This is a genomic window from Nocardia ninae NBRC 108245, from assembly GCF_007990755.1.
Classification (GTDB): domain Bacteria; phylum Actinomycetota; class Actinomycetes; order Mycobacteriales; family Mycobacteriaceae; genus Nocardia; species Nocardia ninae.
Map to the genome: position 1 here is coordinate 1 of NZ_BJXA01000066.1, position 18,925 is coordinate 18,925.

Consider the following 18,925-nt stretch of genomic DNA (forward strand, 5'->3'; position numbering starts at 1 on the left):
GCTGGCATGAGAGTGGCGATTCCGTTGACGGGCACCCGCGGCGACGTGCAACCCGCGGTGGCGCTCGGGCTGGAGCTGCGCAGGCGCGGCCACGACGTCCTGGTCGGCGCGCCGCCGAACCTCGTCGACTTCGCCACCCGCACCGGCCTGGCCGCCGTCAGCTGCGGGCCGGACGTGCAGCAGCTCTACTCGTCCGACGAGGGCCAGAAGGCGCTGGCCGCGGGCAGCAGCTTCCGGCTGATGCAGCTGGTCGGCAAGCAGATGGCCGACTACGCCGAGCAGATGAACCGCGAGGTGATCGACGTGTGCGCGGGCGCGGACGTCATTGTGGCGACCATGCTGACCGAGGATCGGGCCGCGTCGGTCGCCGAGGCGATGCGGGTGCCGATGGTCTCACTGCACGGCTTTCCGTGCCGGAAGAACTCCGCGTATCCGTTCCCCGGCTCGCTGCCGCCGGCCTGGCACCCGCCCGCCGTGGTGAACCGCGCCACCTGGCTGCTCGCGGAGAACCTGCGCCGCGTCGTCTTCATGCGCTACCTCAACCAGCTGCGCAAGGAACTCGGCCTGCCGCGCACCACCGCCGCACCTGCCGACATGCTGGCGCGCGCGGGCGTGCCCGAGGTGCAGATCTACGACCGTGCCCTGGTGCCCGGCCTGGCCGAGGAGTGGGGCGAGCGCAGGCCGCTCGTCGGCTTCCTGCCGCTGGAGCGGACCGCCAGGGAGGCGCTCGGCGAGCTGGCCGCCGATCACGGGGAGGTGATCGCCTGGATCGCGGAGGGCGATCCGCCGGTGTACTTCGGTTTCGGCAGCATGCCCATCCGGGATACGCATGCCGTGCTCGCCATCGTCGAGGAGGTGTGCGAACGGCTGGGTATCCGCGGTTTGGTGAGTGCGGGCTGGAGCGATCTGGCCGCCGCCGACGCCGAAACCGGGCAGCAGGTCAAGGTGGTCGGCCCGGTCGCGCACGACATCGTCTTCCCCGTGTGTGCCGCCGCCGTGCACCACGGCGGCATCGGCACCACCTTCGAGAGCCTGCGGGCCGGGCTGCCGACGCTGGTCTGTTCGGTGTCGTTCGACCAGCCGATGTGGGGTGCGCAGGTCGAACGACTCGGTGTCGGTGCGCATCTGAGCTTCCGCAAGCTCGACCGGGAGCGGCTGGAAGCAGGAGTACGGACACTGCTGGATCAGGGAACCGCGCAACGGGCGAAAAACCTTGCCGGAGAGCTGCAATCGCACGCGGACGCGACGCCGCGCACCGCCGACATCGTCGAGGCGACCGCCGGGTGAGCAGGCAGACCGCAGGCGGGGCGCTATGAGTGGAGTGGCCCGCGCTTGCGGCGATTGCGCCGTCATGTTCCGGCGGGCGGTGCGGCATACGCTGCGTAGCCGAGACACGCTGCTGATCTCGCTGTTGTTGCCGGTACTGATCATGCTGCTGTTCGTGTACGTGTTCGGCGGCGCGATACAGGTGGACGGTCCCTACATCGACTATGTGATTCCCGGAATCATCCTGCTCTGCACCGGATTCGGCGCCTCGATCACCGCCACAGCGGTGGCGACCGATCTGCGCACCGGCGCGGTGGACCGATTCCGGACCTTGCCGATCTTTCGGCAGGCATTGCTGGCCGGGCATGTGGGGGAGGGGGTCGTGCGCAACATGCTCGCCGTCGCCGTGGTGCTGGTGGTCGGGGTGATCCTGGGCTTCCGTTCTAACGCAGGGTTTTTCGGGTGGATCGGCGCGCTCGCGGTGATCGTGCTCTTCGTGCACGCGATCACCTGGATCGCGGTGGCGCTGGGCCTGCTTGCGCAAAACCCCGAGGCCGCAGGCGGATTCACCTACGCCATCATGTTCATCCCCTACATCAGCAGTGCCTTCGTGCCGACCGCCACCATGCCGTCCTGGTTGCGCGGCTTCGCCGAGTATCAGCCCGCGACGCCGGTGATCGATACGCTCCGTGGCTTGCTCATCGGCGGCGAATGGCACAGCAGCGCGGCTCTTGCGGTGCTCTGGTCCGTCGGGCTCGCTGTGGTCGGCTATGCCTGCGCCGCAGGGCTTTTCGCTCGTCGGTCGCGGGTATGAATCCGTTTTGATGGTATGCCCGTACCATTTATATGGTACGTTGATATCACCAACACGGGAGGGGAGATCATGCCGAAGATCGGACGATTCACCAGCGACGAGGCGCAGGCCACCTACCTGCGAAGCTACGACGCCATGGCGGCACGGTGGCCGGTGTCATCGACAGAGCTCGATATCGAAACATCTTTCGGGACAACACGAGTGCGTAGGTCAGGCGCGGGGGAGGGCGTCCCGCTGCTGCTACTCCCGGGCATGTCGGGCAACAGCCTGGTGTGGGGCCCGTTCATCGAGGACCTGGCCCGCCACCGCATCGTGTACACCACCGATGTCATGGGATGGGCGGGCCGCTGTGTGCAGACCACGCCGATGCGCGACGAGACCGATATCGCCCGCTGGGCCGGCGAGGTGATCGCCGGACTCGGTGCGGATCGCGTCCACCTCGCGGGCTACTCGCTCGGCGCGTGGCTGGCCGCCGTTATCGCCGCTGAGCATTCCGATCGGCTGGCCAGTCTGAGCCTGCTGGAGCCGACCCCGGCCATCTTCGGCAGGCCGCCCTGGCGGGTGCTGCGGAAGTTCATCGCTGCGGGCTTCCGCCCGACCCGGGAGAAGATGCAGAAGCTCAACGATTGGCTCCAGCCGCGTATCCAGTTCACCGAGGAGGAATGGGGAATGATTCTGGCGGGCGTGAAGTTCCGGATGGCACTACCGTGGCCCCGCCCGCTCACCGACGACCGGCTGGCCGCGATCACCGCACCGGTGCTCGCCCTCTACGGCGCCGAGTCGGTCATTCACGATCCCGAGGTGGCGGCAGGTAACGTCCGACGGCATTTCCCCGCGGCCGATATCGAGACCTACCCCGGCGTCGGGCACGACATGCTGTGGGCGATCCCGGATCGGGTGATCTCGCGTTTCCTGGATTTCGCCGGAAAGCACGACTCGGTCCAGGTCTGAGCCGTCAGGACGGAGTGTCCGGCCGCGAATCCGTCTTGGCGCGTTCGCGTTCGGCGGCGGTGGCGAGGTAGTCGCCGAGCTCCCGCCGCAGCGTGACGTCGAGCGAGCGGGCCAGCGTGGAGTGCACCGAAGTGACGGCCAGCTCGCGCATCTTGCTCAACATCGTTGTGGTGTCGGCGATTTCGCCGCTGGTCTCGGGGAGCCAGCCCGCGCCGTGCTCATCGATGATGTGCTGCTTGGCGGCGGTGATCATGATGTGGGTGATGTCGTCGATCCGGGCGGCGACCTCGGCGTAGATCTCGATGAGGGTGCGCAGTTCCAGGCCGTACTCGTGCAGCTCGGCGAACGAGGTGAGCAGCTGCGTCTCGGTGAACACCACGGTGTCACCTTCGAGCCGGACCAGTTTCATCTCGCGCAGCCGGTCGACGAGCTCGTCGGCCTCCGCGCCGAGGATGGTGCCGATCAGCTCGCGCGGCACCTCGAAGGCTTCGTCCTTCGACCACGACGCGGTGACCGCGTGCTGCAAGCCGAGCACCTCGGTGAGGTCCTTGCCGGTCTCCCAGCTGGTGATGAAGTCGCCGATGTGCGCGGTGGTGAAGCCGCGTTGCAGCAGCGCGTCGATCAGCCGCAGTCGCTCGAGGTGCGAATTGTCGTAGATGCTGGCCCGGCCGTCCTTGCCGACGGGCGGGGGCAGCAGGCCACGCTCCTGGTAGGCGCGCACATTGCGGGTGGTGGTGCCCGCGGCGCGCGCGAGGTCATCGATGCGGTACTCCATCGATTCCACCTCCTCGCCCACCTGCGCGCCGGAATGCCGGCGACCGAACAGCCCGGTCATTGATCGACCGAGTCTATCGCCAAGGCCGCCGGCACCGGTCATCTAGGAAACCGCCGCGATCCGGGGCTTGCGGGCGTTGCGGTCCGCGGCGACGACCGTGTAGTCGGCGAGGTCGACGGTCCGCAGCTGATTAACGTACTGGGTGGCGAAGCCCGGATACATGGTCGCGTTGAAACCGTCCTCGGTGAGGTACCAGCTGCGGCAGCCCGAGTTCCAGGTGGTGCCGGTCAGCCTGCGCTGCATGCCCGCGTTGTAGCGGTCCTGCCGGTCCTTGCGGACGTCGAGCACGCGCAGATCCTGCTCCAGGATGGTGCCGATGGCACTGACCAGGTAGTCGATCTGGGCCTCCATGTACACCAGCGCCGAGTTGTGGCCTGGCCCCGAATTCGGTCCGAAGGTGAAGAACAGGTTCGGATACCCGGACACGGCGACACTCTTGTAGGCGTACGCGCCGCGCGACCATTCGTCGGCCAGCACCCGGCCGTCCCGGCCGACGACCGGGATCGGGGTGCCGGTCTTGGATACGTCGAAGCCGGTGGCGAAGACGATGCAGTCGGCCTGGTGCTCGATGCCTTCCGCGGTGCGGATGCCGTTTTCGGACAGCCGCGCGATGGGCCAGGTGATCAGCTTGCAGTTGTCCCGTTGCAGCGCGGGGTAGTAGTCGTCGGTCATCAGCAGGCGCTTGCAGCCCGCCCGGAAGTCCGGGGTGAGCTGGCGGCGCAGCCAGGGATCCTTGACCTGCCTGCGTAATTGGGCCCGCCCGACCAGTTCGACGACCCTGGTCAGCGGCGTGTTCCAGACGACGCCGAGCGCGACCGACTCGTGGCCGTAGAACCAGGCCTGCCGGGCGAGCTGCTCCGCGGCGGGCACCCGGCGGTAGAGCTCCTTGGTGACCGCGTTGGTGCGCCGGTTGACCCGGGGCAGCACCCAGCCCGGGGTGCGCTGAAAGACCTTGACCGAAGCGGCTTTATCGACCAGCTCCGGAATGATCTGCACCGCGCTGGCACCGGTGCCGACCACCGCGACCTTCTTGCCGGTGAAGTCGTAGTCGTGATCCCAACGGGCACTGTGGATCTTGTGCCCGGCGTAGTCCTCGATGCCGCGAATGTTCGGAAAGCTCACATTGGCAAGCGGTCCCGAGGCGAGCACCACGGCGCGGGCCCGGACGGCCTCGCTGCGGCCGTCGATGGTGATCTCCCACAGCCCGGCCGGCTCGTCGAAGGCGATGCCGGACACGTTGTGGCCGAACCGGAAATGCGGTCCGAGGCCGAACTCGGCCGCCATCGTCTCGATATAGCCGAGGATTTCGTTGCTGCCCGAGTAGGTGTGCGACCAGTCCGGGTTCGGCGCGAAGCTGTAGGAGTACAGCCGCGACGGAATGTCGCACGCCGCACCGGGATAGGTGTTGTCGCGCCAGGTACCGCCGATCGCGTCGCCGCGCTCGAAGATGGCGAAACTGTCGATCCCCTGCTGTTTCAGGCGAATCGCGCTGCCGATACCGGCGAACCCGCCGCCGATGATGGCGACGTCCAAAGTCTTGCTGCTCATCTGCCTCACGCCGCCGGCTCGTAGGTGACTTCCTTGACCCAGGTGGGGTCCCTGCGCAGCAGCGCCTTCGGCACCCTGGCGGTGATCTTCACCAGTGCGTCGGCGAACAGGTGGTACGGGTGGCCGCGGTCGATCACCCAGCCGCCCTGCATCTTCACCAGCTGATACATCGGCAGCCTGCGCGCGAATTCGCTGCGCTCACCGACATTGGCATAGCGCTTGAGCGCCGAGTACAGCTTCTCCTCGTCGACGCCCATCTCGACGATGTTGTCGCGCATCTTGTTCAGCAGCGGCACATAGCTCAGCACACCGATGATCAGCGACGGCTTCAGCCAGCCGCCGACGAGGTCGGTGGCGAGTTTGCGGATATGTGCGTGACCGAGCAGATCCATCACCGCGAAATCGACGGCCAGATGCCGGGATTCGTCGTTGTTGATCTTCTTGAAGACGTCCTGGCAGACCGGGTCGTGGATCTCGTCCATGATGAACTTGACCAGCGCGCCGTCCAGCGCGACCTCGAGCATCGGAATCACGGTGCCCAGGAACGACAGCGACATGCCGTCGGCGTACTTGTCCAGGAAGTCGATCACCAGCTTGACGTTCACATTCGGCTGCGGGATCTCGTCACCGTCGAGCATGCCCCAGCGCCGCATCAGCGCCAGCTCGGCATTGGCGTGGCGCTGCTCCTCGGCGTGGAAGTAACGGTAGATCTCGCGCAGCGTCTCGGTGGGCGCCTTCTTCGCCATGGCGGCGAAGCCGCGCGCGCCGACGTTCTCGATCCACATCAGGTCGGCCATGAACGGCTTGAGCTTGGCGTGCAGCTCGGGCGAGATCGTCTCGGCACCCGGTGCGTCCCAGTCGATATCGGCCAGCGCCCACTGCCGGTCCTTGATCTTGGCGAGCATGTCGTCGAAGTCCATCGTGATGGCCATGTCAGACTCCTGTCTTGTCGGTGACCGAGGTGCGGTCGGTGGCGGGGGAGTTGTCCTGGGGCAGAACCCGATCCAGGAGGCCGAGGACATAGGTGTACTGGGCGGGGAAGTAGCGCTTGAGCCGCCAGACGACGTGGGCGTCCAGCTGGGGCAGCACATACAACTGCCCACGATCGTGGGCGTCGAGGGTGTTGCGGGCGACGTGTTCTGGCGTGAAGCCGGTCCAGCGCATCAGGGTGTCGGCCAGCCGGGCCGACTGCTGGGTGATCCGGCCGTCCTTGGCCACATTGGTTTTCACGAAGGTGGGGCACAGCACGGTGACCGCGACGCCGGTGCCGCTCAGCTCGGCCGCCATCGTCTCCGACAGCGACATCACCCCGGCCTTGGATACGTTGTAGACCGACATCGACGGTGCGGCGGCGAACCCGGCCGCCGAGGCGACATTGATGATGCCGCCGCGCCGGGCGGCACGCAGCTGCGGCGTGAAGACCTCACACCCGTGCACCACACCCCACAGATTGATGCCGAGCGCCCACTCCCAGTCCTCGAAGCCGACCTGGCCGACCCGCTTGCCGCCGATCCCGACGCCCGCGTTGTTGATGACCAGGCTGACCGGGCGCTCGAACAGCGATTCGGCAAAGCGCGCAAGGTTTTCCACGTCCTCGCGGTGTGCCACATCGCAGCGGAACGCGTGCGCGGTGCCGCGATGCTTGCCTTCGATCAGCGCGACGGTCTCGTCGGCGCGCGCCTCATCGATGTCGGCGCAGATCACCTGCCCGCCGCGCTCGGCGATCTCCAGTGCGAAGGCCCGGCCGATGCCGCTGCCCGCCCCGGTCACCACCGCTCGCGCGCCGTAGCTGCGCCGTGGCCGATTACCCAGTGGCAGCAGCTTTTCCAGTCCGAACATCGTCAGCTCACCTTCTCGGAGACAGTGCGGGCGGCCAGTGCGGTCCGCAGGAAGTCGGCTGCGCGGGCCAGGGCCTGATCGGCCTCGGGCACCAGCGTCGGCAGCGCCTGGAAGACGTGCACCTGGCCCGGCCACACCTCCAGCTCGCAGCTGCCGCCAGCGGCGCGCACCATCGCGCAGAGCGCTCGCGCATCGGCACTGAGCATTTCGGTGCCGCCGACCTGAATCAGCATGGGCGGCAGCGACATGCCCTCCGGCACGGTCAGCCGCAGTCGCGGGGTGTCGTCGGGCAGGCCCCGCGTATAGGCGCGTGGCATCCGGCTCGCCGCCTTGGCGGAGATGAGCGGATCCCGTTGGCGCCGTTCTTGTTCGGCGGCCAGCTGCAGGGTGAGGTCGAACAGTGGGGAGAACATCACCACGGCCGCGGGCTGCGGAATGCGGCGGCGTTCGTTCTCGATGAGCAGGTCGAGCGCGAGATGCCCGCCCGCCGAATCCCCGGCGATCACCAGGTCGTCGGCGGTGTAGCCGCGGTCGAGCAGCCAGCGGTAACCCGCCTCGACATCGTCGGCCGCGGCCGGGAAGCGGTGCTCCGGCGCGAGCCGGTAGTCGGTCAGGAAGACCGGGAGACCCGTCTTGCGGGACAGCTGCGCGGCCAGTCCGCGGTGCGTGCGGGCGGAGCAGATGACGTAACCGCTGCCGTGGATGTAGTAGACGGCGCGCTTGCCGAAGGAGACGCCGGGCGCGCGGACCCATTCGCCGCGCACCGCCCCGGACCGCACCGGGGTGACGGCGGTGCCGCGGGGCACCGGGCCGCCGACTGCCATGAAGGTGGCGACGAGCTTGCGGGCGAACCAGACTCCCGGGGCGTTCATCGGCACCGCGTTGTTCAGCGGGCGCAACCCGAACTGGGTGGCCGCCGCGGCCAGGGTGGCCCGCGTGGAGGGTGCGGTGGGTACGCCTGTACTTACCCACCCCGCCGGCTCCGCCGGCTGCCGACCTCGGGAGATCGAGGTCCTCGTTGACCTTGTCATGTGTTCAGAATCATCGATGAATGTGCCAGTTGTCAATGGCACATTTGTTGCAGGCTGATCGCGATAGGGTCTGACCTGCGACGACGACCGCGGCATCAGCTGGTGTGCTGGTGCCGCGGTCGTCGGGGGCGGGGCTGTTCAGTTGTCGGATACTCACTGCGCTTTGCGCAGGCCCAGGTACTGCAGGGCGGCGAAACCGCCGACGGTGGCGGCCTGCATGACCGTCCAGATCGAGCCGACCAGATTCAGGTCGAGGGCGCCTGCGATGAGGGCGGCGAGGCTGACCACGGTCCACGCGGCGTTGCCTGCGATCACCACGCGGGTTGCCGCGGGGCTGATCGTCTGCCGGGTACCGACGATCGCCACCGCCACGCCGTACAGCGTCAGGAAGATCCCGATCGGAATGCCGAGCTCGGTGTTCAGGCCGAGCAGCGACTCCAGCGGTCCGGCGAGGGCGAGGTAGGCCAGGCCGTTGACGCCGGTGACCACGGCATCCAGGCGGAGCGAGAGGCGGAGCAGCTGCGGGCCGGGGGCCATGACGGAGGACAGGTAGGACGGGGCGGTGGCGTTCATGACTGTGGTTTCCTTCGGTGAATCAGTATGTGGTGGAGCGGGTTTCGATCAGGCGGCGGCGGGGACCTTGTCGAGGAAGCCGTACACGTTGGCGATGCGGCCGTCGGTGACCACGGCGACGTCGAAGCCGACAACCACCGCGGGGGCGTCGGCGGGGCCGAGCTCCCAGGTGAAGCGGACCTGGTCGTGGTGGGCGTCCACCGGGCCGGCCAGCCGGAAGGTCCAACCGGGGAATTGCGCTTGCGCCGCGGCGATCCCGGCGTCGATGGCGTCGTGCCCGGCCACCGCCATCAGCGGGTCGGTGTAGCCGGCGGTCTCGGTGAACACCCGGGCGACGGCGGCCTTGCGGGCGGCGGCGTCGGTGGTGTTCCAGGCTTCCAGGTACTGGGCGACGATGGTGTCCATGATGAGCTCCTTCGGGGCTGTGATCTGCGGTTTCGCTGTCGTTCTTGCTGACAGGAACTACGTTATGGCCGCAGGGGGGTGCCCCGAATCAGTCATCTATAAGTACTTTTCGCCGCCGTATACGTATAGGCGGCGCGTGGGATCAGTAGCCGCGGTCCGGATCGATCGGGGCCAGAAGATCTTTGCCCGCGACGAAGCGCTGCACGTTCGCGCCGACATGGTCGGCGAAGGCGGCCAGTCGCAACTGCGGCGGGTTCGAATCATGCGGCGTCACAATGGCATTCGGCAGCACCCAGAGCGGGTGCCCGTCCGGCAGCGGTTCCGGCTCGGTGACGTCGAGACCTGCGCCGGCGATCGCGCCGGAGGCGAGCGCGGTGACCAAGGCGTCGGTGTCGACGAGGCTGCCGCGGGCGATATTGATGACCCAGGAGGACGGCTTCAGCCTGGCGAGCACGTCCGCGTCGATGAGATGGTGCGTCGCGGGGGTGGCGGGAGCCGCGACGACGACGTGATCGGTGCGGGGCCACACGCGGGAGAGGTGGTCGGTGGAGATCGTCTCTATCGTGTCGGGGATGCCGGGGCCGGTGACCGGGCGGCCGGACCGGTTTACCGCGATCACCTGCGCGCCCAGCGGAGTGAGCATGGGGATCAGTGCGCGGCCGATACCGCCTGCGCCGACAATGGTGACCGTCTTGCCGCGCAGCGAACCGATGTGCGGTATGAAATCCTGCTGCCGCCAGCTGGCCGCGCGTAGATGCTCGGGCAGATAACGCACCCCGGCCAGCAGCAGCATCAGCGCGTGCTCGGCCACGCTCGCCGCGAAAGCGCCTGCGGCGGAGGTGAATTGCACCTTCGGGTGGGCGGCGATGATGCCCGCGTTGAACCATTCCTCGACGCCGGCGGCGGGGAGTTGCACCCACTCGATCGTGCTCGGCAACTCGTCCGGGAACTGTCCGGGCGTGCCCGCCCAGATCAAGCCCTGCGCCTCGCCGAGGTCGGTTATCGTCGCGCCGCCGTCCACCACCGCCTTCGCCAGCAATGCGGGCGGCGGGTCGGCCGGTCCGATCGCTATCGCTACTGCCGGTCGGTTCATGGAGGACCTCCTTCGGAGCAGTACAGCGGGTTCGCACGGCAGCTATGGCAGCGCCTCCGCGACGTTATCACCGTCGTCGAGCCTGCTTGCCGCGCCGCAGCGCAGGGGCCCCGTGAGTGTTCTCCGCCCCACTTGCCGCGTGCGCAGTTGCCTTCTGCCGGTGACTTCGCTGCCATCCGGTGGCAGGGGACCATGCGCGCGGCCGGTCAGATCGGTTGTGGCTAGTCCGCGTCGAGGTCGGTTTCCGCGTCCAGATCGGCGTCCACCTTGTCGCGATCGGCCCACTCCAGCAGCTGGTCGATCTCGAAGACGGCGTCGTCGATGCCCGCGTGCAGGTCGCCGAGTTCGGCGAAGCGGGCGGGGACGGTTTTCATGGTGAAGTCGCGCGGGTCGATGTCGGGGATCTCGTCCCAGCGGATCGGGGTGGAAACGGTGCCGGTCGGCACGCCGCGCACCGAGTAAGCGGCGGCGATGGTGTGGTCGCGGGCGTTCTGGTTGTAGTCGACGAACAGCAGCTCGGGATCGCGGTCCTTGCGCCACCAGGTGGTGGTCACGTCGTCGGGTGCGCGGCGTTCCACCTCGCGGGCGAAGGCCAGCGCGGCGCGCCGCACGTCCTTGAAACCCCAGTTCGGTGCGATCCGGACATAGATGTGTAAACCGTTGCCGCCGGAGGTCTTCGGCCAGCCGACCGCGCCGAGCTCGTCGAGCACCTCCTGCGCGACACCGGCCACCCGCTGCACCCGCGACCACGGACAGTCCGGCATCGGATCCAGGTCGATGCGCCACTCGTCGGGGCACTCGGTGTCGGCGGCGCGGGAGTTCCACGGATGGAACTCGACGGTCGACATCTGCACGGCCCAGATGACATCGGCCAGCTCGTGCACGCACAGCTCGTCGGCGTGCCTGCCGTAGCGGGGGAAGAAGACGCGCACCGTGGGAATCCAGTCCGGCGCGCCCGCGGGCAGCCGCTTCTGGTGCACCTTGTCCCCGGCCAGTCCCTTCGGGAAGCGGTGCAGCATGCACGGCCGGTCGCGCAGCGCGCGGACGATGCCGTCGCCGACGCTCAGGTAGTACTGCACCAGGTCGAGCTTGGTCGCGCCGGTGTCCGGGAAGTACACCCGGTCCGGGTTGGAAATGCGGATCGTGCGGTCGCCGACATCGAGTTCGATGGCCGGCGACGCAGACTTGCTGGCCACGCGTCCGACGATAGCCGAAGCGGCACCGGCAACGGGGGTGGAAAACGGGCCGCACACTGTGCAGCATCGTGGTATGCATGAGAGTATGAGCGGAGCGTGGCATGAAGATCATGCGGCGGCGAGTGCTGACGAGGCGGCGGCATGACCAAAGCGACACGGGTGACCGTGACCCTGGATCCGCAGGTGGCCGAATGGGCGAAGCAGGCCGCCGACCAGCAGAATCGCAGTCTCTCCTCGGTGATCAACGCCTCGCTGCGCACCGCGCTGGTGCACGACAGCCTGGCCAAGCTGGCCGTCGACGAGGCCGCCGAACAAGCCGCCGCCTACGACGACCTGACCATCGCCGAGGCGGCCGAAACCGACGCCCGCCGCAACCGCGGCGCGGCATGAGGCGCGGCGAAGTCTGGCGTTACTCCCCGGCACTGCGCGACGGCACCCCGCTGCCCCGACGCATGTCGGTGGTGCTGGTCTCCGACTCGGCCGTGATCACTTCCCCGTACCGCTGGCTGCACGTCATCCCGCTGCGCGACGCCGACCCCGGCCACGTCCTGGCCACCCACACCGAACACGGCTGGGCCGACACCCTCGAACTGCACCGCGCCTACCGCCCGTGGCTCACCGAACAACTCGGCGAACTCACCGTCTCCGAGTCCGAATCCCTCGACGCCCGCCTGCGCGCCACCCTCAGCCTCTGATCTGCGGCTTCGCTGCGCGTGAACAACGACGGCGGCTGCCGATTCGGCGAGCACACTGGACCCTATGATGCGAAAACTGCTCCGGGCCATTCGAAGACTGTTGGGCGGCAAGGTAGCCGGAGGTGGTCCGCCCCGCGGCGGTAGCGGCGGTGGTACGGCGGGCGTCCGCGAGCCCCGCCGACCGGTGCCGCCGGACAATCAACTGGGCGGTACCCGGCCGATCGAACCCGACCCGAAGACGATCACCCTGCCTGACGCTCGGCAGTGACTCCAGCCGGCTAGGTGACCGACGCGAGGGCGAACGGAAGGACGGCGTCCGCACCCGCCTTGCGCAGCGCGTGCGCGGCGAGGGTGAGGGTCCATCCGGTGTCGGACAGCGCGTCCACCAACAGGATCGGGCCCGCCACGTCGGTGAGGTCGGGGACCTCCCAGGAGTCGAACAGGCCCGCGACGCGGTGGGCGGAGTTGGCGGCGGACACCGGTGGGCGGTCCGGGCGGGTCGGCAGCGTGCCGAGGTCGTGCATGCGGCCCACCTCGGCGAGGCCCGCGGCGAGGGTGGCGGTCAGCACGGGGTAGCGCGGGGATTCGAGGGCCATCACCGCGGTCGGGCGAACGGCCCAATCCCAGTCGCGCAGTACGGCGATACAGGCCTCGAAGACCTTCTCGGGGATGGGATCGTCGGGCCCGTCGAGCAGGGTGCGCAGGCGCTGACCCCAGCCGAGATCGGTGAGCCTGCCGAGCACACGCCCCGTCTCGGCCCCGCCGGTGATCTTGCCGGACAACGGAACACCGAGCTTCGCCATGCCGGTGGGCCACTGCTTGCGCGGGCTCAGATCCAGACCCGGCCGGTCGAGCCGGGCTCGGGTGGCGGCAACCGCGTCGGCGTCCACCGTGACGTCGGGCCGGGTGCCGGTGCAGTTGTCGCAGCGCCCGCAGCCGGGCGAATCCGTTTGTCCCGCAGGCAATCCGGGGTCGTCGAGCTGGCGACGCAGGAACTCCATCCGGCAGGCGGTGGTCGACTGGTAATCGATCATGGCCTGCTGCTCGACCTCGCGCGCCTCGGACAGTCGCTCGTAGCGTTCGGTGTCGTAGGTCCACGGCTGACCGGTGGAGATCCAGCCGCCGCGCACCCGGCGCACCGCACCGTCCACGTCGAGCACCTTGAGCACCATCTCCAGCCGGGACCGGTTCAGCTCGACCAGCGGCTCCAGTGCGGCCGTGGACAACGCCCGATCCGTGTCGAGCGCGTCGAGCACCGAGCGCACGATGTGCTCGCGCGGGAACGCAACGGAGGCAAAGTAACTCCAGATCCGCGCGTCCTCGGGTCCGGGCAGCAGCACCACCTCGGCCCGCTCGGTGGCGCGGCCCGCGCGACCGACCTGCTGGTAGTAGGCGATGGGGGAGGACGGCGCGCCGACGTGCACGACGAAGCCGAGATCGGGCTTGTCGAAACCCATCCCGAGCGCCGAGGTGGCGATGAGCGCCTTCACCTCGTTGTTCAGCAGCGCCGCTTCCAGCGCCTCGCGTTCGGCGGGATCGGTCTGGCCGGTGTAGGCGGCGACGGTGTGGCCGTGCGAGTTCAGCACGTCGGCCAGATCGTGCGCGGCGGCGACGGTGAGCGTGTAGACGATGCCGGAGCCGGTCAGGCTGCGCAGATGCCCGCTGAGCCACGCGGTGCGTTCCACCGCGTCGTCGAAGCGCACCACCGACAGGTGCAGCGACTCGCGGTCCAGCGTGCCGCGCAACACCAGGGTGTCGGTGCCGATCTGGGTGGCGACGTCGGTGACCACCCGATCGTTCGCGGTCGCGGTGGTGGCCAGCACCGGTACGTCCGAGCCGAGATCGGCGATGAGTGTACGAATCCGCCGGTAGTCGGGCCGGAAGTCGTGGCCCCAGTCCGAGACGCAGTGCGCCTCGTCGATCACCACGAGGCCGGCGTCGGCGGCGAGTTTCGGCAGCACCTGGTCGCGGAAGTCCGGATTGTTCAGTCGTTCCGGGCTGACCAGCAGTACGTCCACCTCACCCGAGGCGACCTGTGTGTGGATCTCGTCCCATTCGGTGACATTGCCCGAATTGATGGTCGCGGCAACCACACCCGCCCGTTGCGCGGCGGCGACCTGGTTGCGCATCAGCGCCAGCAACGGCGACACGATGACGGTCGGCCCGCGCCCCGCCCCGCGCAACAGCTTCGCGGCGATGAAGTACACCGCCGACTTACCCCAGCCGGTGCGCTGCACCACCAGTGCGCGGCGCCGCTGCACCACCAGCGCCTCGATCGCCGTCCATTGGTCCTCCCGCAGCCGAGCGGCAGGTCCGGCGAGTTCGCGCAGCAAATGTTCCGCGCGCTCGCGAAGGTCGGGTGCGGTGAGGTCGATCGCCGGGACATCGGTCGCCGTGGTCATGGGCTCCATCGTGCCCGACGGTACCGACACGAACCGTGCTCGTCGCGCGCGCCCGCCCCGACCGTGCATGTCGCGGTCGATACCGATCGGACTCTCGGTATCCGCCGTGATGTGGCTTACACTGCCTGGATCGCTGCTATGTCGGCCGAAATCCCCGGCCACGGCGGCGTTCACCACAAGTGAGTGCGGTTCGAACGATACGAGGCTGCTGTCGACGCCGAGGACGAGTCGAATGAGCGAGACAACCGTGGCACGGCCCTCGGCGAAGCCGAGCGCAAGCGAGGCGCGGCCATGAGCAGTTATCTGCGACTACTGCGCGACTGGTGGCGCGACGGCGTCGACTACCGCTGGGTGGTGAACGCGCTCGCCGACCGCTCGGCGCTCGGCGTGGTGAAATTCGCGATCGGACTGTGCGGGCTGGCGACGCCGCTCATCAGCGTGCTGGTCGTGACGTCGTCGGCGGGCCCGCAGAGCATGTTCGGCCGCACGGTGCTGTGGTGCATCGTGGCGTTGGCGGCGGTGTGGGTGGTGCGCTGGTGGTGGTTGCCGTGGCCGAACCGAGTCGAATCGCTGACGTTGTGCTTGATCGGCGACGTGTGCATCACGGTGGTCTGCGTGCTGAGCCCCGGCTATGTCGTCCGGTCGGTCGGCATGATGCTGCTGTTGATCGTCGGCATCTACGTCAGCGCGTTCCACAGCCCGCAGGTGCTCGCCGCGCACACGGCCTGGTCGCTGGCTTCCGCGGTGGTGCTGTCGATTCCGCTGTTCGGGGTCGGCGACGCCGCGTCCGCGGTGATCATGATCCTCGGCATGGTCGCGGCCACGGTCGTGCCGCCGGGTTTGCAGTTCTGCTACTGGATGTTGCGCACCGACATGCTCTCCGACCCCTTGACCACCTTGCTGAGCAGGCGCGGGTTCGAGTATCACTCCGCGATGGTGGTCGGTGGCGCAGGCCCGGTTCCGGTCTGCGTCATGATGGTCGACCTCGACCGCTTCAAAGCCGTCAACGACACCTTCGGGCACGCCGCGGGCGACGAGGTGCTGGTGTGCACCGCCGACCGGTTGCAGCACGCGGCCCCGGCGCGCAGCATCGTTTCCCGGCTCGGCGGTGAGGAATTCGCGGTCGTCGCACGCCTGCCCGCCCCGAACGCGGTCGACGCCGCCGAGCGGTTGCGCGCCGCCGTCGCCGAACCCGTCGGGTCGATCTCGGTCACCGCGAGCATCGGCATCGCCGTCGCCGACGCGGGTGCCGACGGCTACAGCCGCAGCCGCCAGCTGGTACAGGATCTGATCCGCTGCGCCGACAGCGCGATGTACCAGGCGAAACAGCGTGGCGGCAATACCGTCGTGGTCGAGCACATCACGGCGTTGCAGGGCATCGACAACCACGACTCGACACGGCAGGTGTGAGGGCCGCTGTCGCGACTTTCAGACTTGCGAGTCGGGCCGGGAGGTGTCCGCGGCGAGGGTGATCAGACGTGCGCGCACCAGATCAGCACGCTCCTCGGTGATGAAGTGCCCGCAGTTCGTCACCCGTTCCAGGGTGTAGTCGTCGGCCTGCGCGGTTTCCGCGGCGGCGAGCGAATGGTGAACGGCACTGTCGTCGACGCCGAACAGCGCCCGAATCGGCACGGTGGCGCGGCGGGTCTCGCCGTTGCGGCCCGCGCGGGGCAGTTCGCGGAGCAGGAACGTGCGGTAGGTATCGGTCGCGGCGCGGGCCACCACCGGATCGCGGAACCGATCGGCATAGGCGCGCACCACTTCCGGACCGAACTCCGCGTGGTTCTCCACACCTTTGGCGAACATCAGGTGGAGAAACCGGGTGCGCTGATGGAGCAATGTGCCGAACGCGGCGACCGGCGGTTGATAGAGCATGAACCGCCACAGATGTGGCAGTACGGTGCGCGGCGTCTGCCAAGGATGCGCCATATTCAGCACCAGATATCCGTCGAAGCGCTCGGGTTCCCGCAGCACCATGAGGTAACCGATGTAGCCGCCCCAATCGTGGCCGACGAGCAAGACCCGGTCGAGCCCGAGTTCGTCCAGCAGCGCAAGGACATCGGAGGCCACCTCGTCCTTGACCCACCGATGCGGCGCCGGGCCGGACCAGCCGTAACCGGGAAGATCAACGGCGATGATCCGCAACCCTTCCGGCGGATCGGCCAGCAGATGACGGTAGGCGTAGTGATGTTGCGGCCAGCCGTGCAGCGCGAGCACCGGCCGACCGTCCGCGGGTCCGGCCTCGGTCACATGGAAGCGGATGCCACGCGCGGTGACGAAGTGGCGACGGACGCCCGGAATCGCGGGCGGATCAACCATTTCGGTCGCTGCCGGAGTTGCTGAGCCGGAATTCCGCTGCCGCTGACGCATACTCGATGGTAACCAGCCGCGTCCCGATCAACCGCTGGGCAGGAGCGGCATTCGCCGCGAAATGACCATGAACGACGGACAATAAGTGCGGAAGGGACTCCCGGTACCGGGATCCGCGCAGGAGGCCAATCATGTCGAGCCAATATCAGTCGCCGGCGGGCTGGTCGCCGCCGGGGGCCCAGTTCCAGAGTCGCAGCGGCGTCGGCCGCACGGTGATCGGCACGTTGATCGCGCTGGTGATCACGCCGATCGGGATCGGGCTATCCGCACACGGCGCGCTGGACACCAGGCAGTGGGTGATCCTCGGCACCTCGGCAGACCGCTGGGGTTCGAACTTCCAGATCATCGGCGGCGCGGTGCTGCTGTTCCTGGTCGCGGCGCTGGCCGCGTTCTCCCCGGTGGGCACGGCCATCGCGGGCCTGGTGTGGGGCCTGATCCCCGGGATCCTGCACATCCTGTTTCCGGAAGACACCTACCGGCAGATCGAGAACCTGCCCGAGCTGTCCGACGATTTCCATCTCGCACTACACAATTGGGTCCTGAACGGCTTCGCGCTACTCACCGGCATGTTCCTGGTCGGTGCGGCCTTCGCGGCCGTGCTACGACGCAAGTGAATCGGCGCCGCGCCCACCAGCCGGTGGGCGCGGCCCGAGTTCAGCCCTTGACGCAGAGCACCTGCCGCAGCGTCGCGACGACGTCGACCAGGTCGCGCTGCGCGGCGATGACCTCGTCGATGTCCTTGTAGGCGGCCGGGATCTCGTCGACCACGCCCGCGTCCTTGCGCGACTCGACGCCCTCGGTCTGGGCGACCAGATCGGCGACGGTGAACTGCTTCTTCGCCGCATTGCGGCTCATCCGCCGTCCCGCGCCGTGCGAGGCCGACTGGAACGAGGCCGGATTTCCCTTGCCGCGCACCACGTATGAGCGGGTACCCATCGAACCGGGGATCAGCGCGAGCTCGCCCGCGCCCGCCCGGACCGCACCCTTGCGGGTGACCAGCATCGGCATGCCGTCGATGAGCTCCTCGGCCACGTAGTTGTGGTGGCAAGAGATCGGCTGCTCGAAACGCACCGGACGCCCGGCGAATTCGTCGCGCACCGCGCGGCACACCAGGGCGAGCATCACCGCGCGGTTACGTGCGGCATACTCCTGCGCCCAGGTGAGGTCGCGCCGGTAGGCCGCCATTTCCGGTGTCCCGGAGAGGAATACGGCCAGATCGCGGTCGGGCAGATCGACGTTGTGCGGCAGCGTCCGCGCCACGGCCATGTGCCGCTCGGCGAGTTCCTTGCCGATATTGCGGCTGCCCGAATGCAGCAGGATCCATACCGCGTCGTCCTGGTCGAAGCAGACCTCGATGAAGTGGTTACCGCCGCCCAGGGTGCCCATCTGCTTGTGCGCCTTGCCTTCTCGCGCCTGCACTCCGTCGTCGAGCGAGGAGAACGCGCGCCAGAAGCTGTCCCAGCCCGCCCGCAGCGTGGCGGTGCTCGCGCCCAGCGCGGACACCTCACCACCGAGCTTGGTCACGTTGACCGCGCTGTCGTGCGCGGTGAAGCCGACCGGGACGGCGGCCTCGATCCGGGAGCGCAGCGAACGCAGATCGTCCGGGAGGTCCGCGGCGGTGAGGTCGGTCTTGACACTCTCCATGCCGCAGCCGATATCCACCCCGACCGCGGCCGGGGCCACCGCGTCCTTCATCGCGATCACCGAGCCGACCGTTGCCCCCTTGCCGAGGTGCACGTCCGGCATCACGCGGACGCCGTGGACCCATTGCAGCGCGGCGATATTCCGCAGCTGCTGCAGCGCGGCCTGCTCGACCGCGTGCTCTTCGGCCCACATGAGCGTCTGCGCGCGGGTGCCGCGCAGCTCGACGGGAAACATTGTTCGATCCTTTCGTTGGTTCGTGATCA

The 18,925-nt window shown here is 68.4% G+C and carries 19 protein-coding genes; 7 read left to right on the forward strand and 12 right to left on the reverse strand.

Going from position 1 to position 18,925, the window contains the following annotated elements:
- The 3 genes from NN4_RS33465 to NN4_RS33475 all read left to right on the forward strand — a co-directional run.
- On the forward strand, positions 1-1,287 hold a 1,287-nt coding region (locus NN4_RS33465), incomplete at its 5' end, for a glycosyltransferase (RefSeq protein WP_246181217.1).
- 25 nt (positions 1,288-1,312) lie between these two features.
- Positions 1,313-2,080: an ABC transporter permease gene (locus tag NN4_RS33470; protein WP_246181218.1), complete on the forward strand. Its 768-nt coding sequence runs from the start codon at positions 1,313-1,315 to the stop codon at positions 2,078-2,080.
- Positions 2,081-2,149: 69 nt separating this feature from the next.
- A complete protein-coding gene (locus NN4_RS33475; protein ID WP_186818758.1) occupies positions 2,150-3,031 on the forward strand; it encodes an alpha/beta fold hydrolase in 882 nt (293 codons plus the stop codon).
- 4 nt (positions 3,032-3,035) lie between these two features.
- On the opposite strand, the gene NN4_RS33480 is transcribed toward NN4_RS33475, so the two are convergent.
- From NN4_RS33480 to ligD, 9 genes are all read right to left on the reverse strand, one after another.
- Positions 3,036-3,866, reverse strand: a complete 831-nt coding sequence (locus NN4_RS33480) for a MerR family transcriptional regulator (protein ID WP_246181219.1) — start codon at positions 3,864-3,866, stop codon at positions 3,036-3,038.
- A 42-nt stretch (positions 3,867-3,908) separates the two neighbouring features.
- The gene (locus tag NN4_RS33485) at positions 3,909-5,414 is read right to left on the reverse strand and encodes a flavin-containing monooxygenase (RefSeq protein WP_147139744.1); all 1,506 of its coding nucleotides are present in this window, start codon (positions 5,412-5,414) and stop codon (positions 3,909-3,911) included.
- 5 nt (positions 5,415-5,419) lie between these two features.
- Complete coding sequence (locus NN4_RS33490; protein ID WP_147139812.1) at positions 5,420-6,340, reverse strand: ferritin-like domain-containing protein; 921 nt, start codon at positions 6,338-6,340, stop codon at positions 5,420-5,422.
- Between the two features lie 7 nt (positions 6,341-6,347).
- Positions 6,348-7,253, reverse strand: a complete 906-nt coding sequence (locus tag NN4_RS33495; protein ID WP_147139746.1) for an SDR family NAD(P)-dependent oxidoreductase — start codon at positions 7,251-7,253, stop codon at positions 6,348-6,350.
- Positions 7,254-7,255: 2 nt separating this feature from the next.
- Positions 7,256-8,284: an alpha/beta hydrolase gene (locus NN4_RS33500; RefSeq protein WP_147139748.1), complete on the reverse strand. Its 1,029-nt coding sequence runs from the start codon at positions 8,282-8,284 to the stop codon at positions 7,256-7,258.
- Positions 8,285-8,437: 153 nt separating this feature from the next.
- Complete coding sequence (locus tag NN4_RS33505) at positions 8,438-8,857, reverse strand: hypothetical protein (protein ID WP_147139750.1); 420 nt, start codon at positions 8,855-8,857, stop codon at positions 8,438-8,440.
- A gap of 48 nt (positions 8,858-8,905) precedes the next feature.
- A complete protein-coding gene (locus tag NN4_RS33510) occupies positions 8,906-9,262 on the reverse strand; it encodes a nuclear transport factor 2 family protein (protein WP_107654826.1) in 357 nt (118 codons plus the stop codon).
- Between the two features lie 142 nt (positions 9,263-9,404).
- Complete coding sequence (locus tag NN4_RS33515; RefSeq protein ID WP_147139752.1) at positions 9,405-10,355, reverse strand: D-isomer specific 2-hydroxyacid dehydrogenase family protein; 951 nt, start codon at positions 10,353-10,355, stop codon at positions 9,405-9,407.
- 221 nt (positions 10,356-10,576) lie between these two features.
- Positions 10,577-11,551 (reverse strand): non-homologous end-joining DNA ligase, encoded by a 975-nt coding sequence (gene ligD / locus NN4_RS33520; protein ID WP_147139754.1) that lies wholly within the window; start codon positions 11,549-11,551, stop codon positions 10,577-10,579.
- A gap of 141 nt (positions 11,552-11,692) precedes the next feature.
- Here ligD and NN4_RS33525 point away from each other — a divergent pair, with 141 nt between their 5' ends.
- Both NN4_RS33525 and NN4_RS33530 read left to right on the forward strand, forming a co-directional pair.
- Positions 11,693-11,941: a DUF6364 family protein gene (locus NN4_RS33525; RefSeq protein ID WP_147139756.1), complete on the forward strand. Its 249-nt coding sequence runs from the start codon at positions 11,693-11,695 to the stop codon at positions 11,939-11,941.
- Complete coding sequence (locus tag NN4_RS33530; RefSeq protein ID WP_246181220.1) at positions 11,938-12,246, forward strand: hypothetical protein; 309 nt, start codon at positions 11,938-11,940, stop codon at positions 12,244-12,246. The genes NN4_RS33525 and NN4_RS33530 overlap by 4 nt, the downstream gene beginning before the upstream one ends.
- Positions 12,247-12,524: 278 nt before the next feature.
- Here the strand turns inward: NN4_RS33530 and NN4_RS33535 are convergent, their stop codons facing one another.
- On the reverse strand, positions 12,525-14,648 hold the full coding sequence (locus tag NN4_RS33535) for a RecQ family ATP-dependent DNA helicase (protein WP_147139758.1): 2,124 nt from the start codon (positions 14,646-14,648) through the stop codon (positions 12,525-12,527).
- 183 nt (positions 14,649-14,831) lie between these two features.
- Here NN4_RS33535 and NN4_RS33540 point away from each other — a divergent pair, with 183 nt between their 5' ends.
- Positions 14,832-16,058: a GGDEF domain-containing protein gene (locus NN4_RS33540; protein WP_147139760.1), complete on the forward strand. Its 1,227-nt coding sequence runs from the start codon at positions 14,832-14,834 to the stop codon at positions 16,056-16,058.
- Positions 16,059-16,076: 18 nt separating this feature from the next.
- On the opposite strand, the gene NN4_RS33545 is transcribed toward NN4_RS33540, so the two are convergent.
- Positions 16,077-16,967 (reverse strand): alpha/beta fold hydrolase, encoded by an 891-nt coding sequence (locus NN4_RS33545; protein ID WP_147139762.1) that lies wholly within the window; start codon positions 16,965-16,967, stop codon positions 16,077-16,079.
- 182 nt (positions 16,968-17,149) lie between these two features.
- Here NN4_RS33545 and NN4_RS33550 point away from each other — a divergent pair, with 182 nt between their 5' ends.
- Positions 17,150-17,632, forward strand: coding sequence for a hypothetical protein (locus tag NN4_RS33550; protein ID WP_147139764.1), 483 nt, complete (start codon positions 17,150-17,152; stop codon positions 17,630-17,632).
- A gap of 40 nt (positions 17,633-17,672) precedes the next feature.
- Here the strand turns inward: NN4_RS33550 and NN4_RS33555 are convergent, their stop codons facing one another.
- Positions 17,673-18,896, reverse strand: a complete 1,224-nt coding sequence (locus NN4_RS33555; RefSeq protein WP_147139766.1) for an RtcB family protein — start codon at positions 18,894-18,896, stop codon at positions 17,673-17,675.
- Positions 18,897-18,925: the final 29 nt, after the last annotated feature.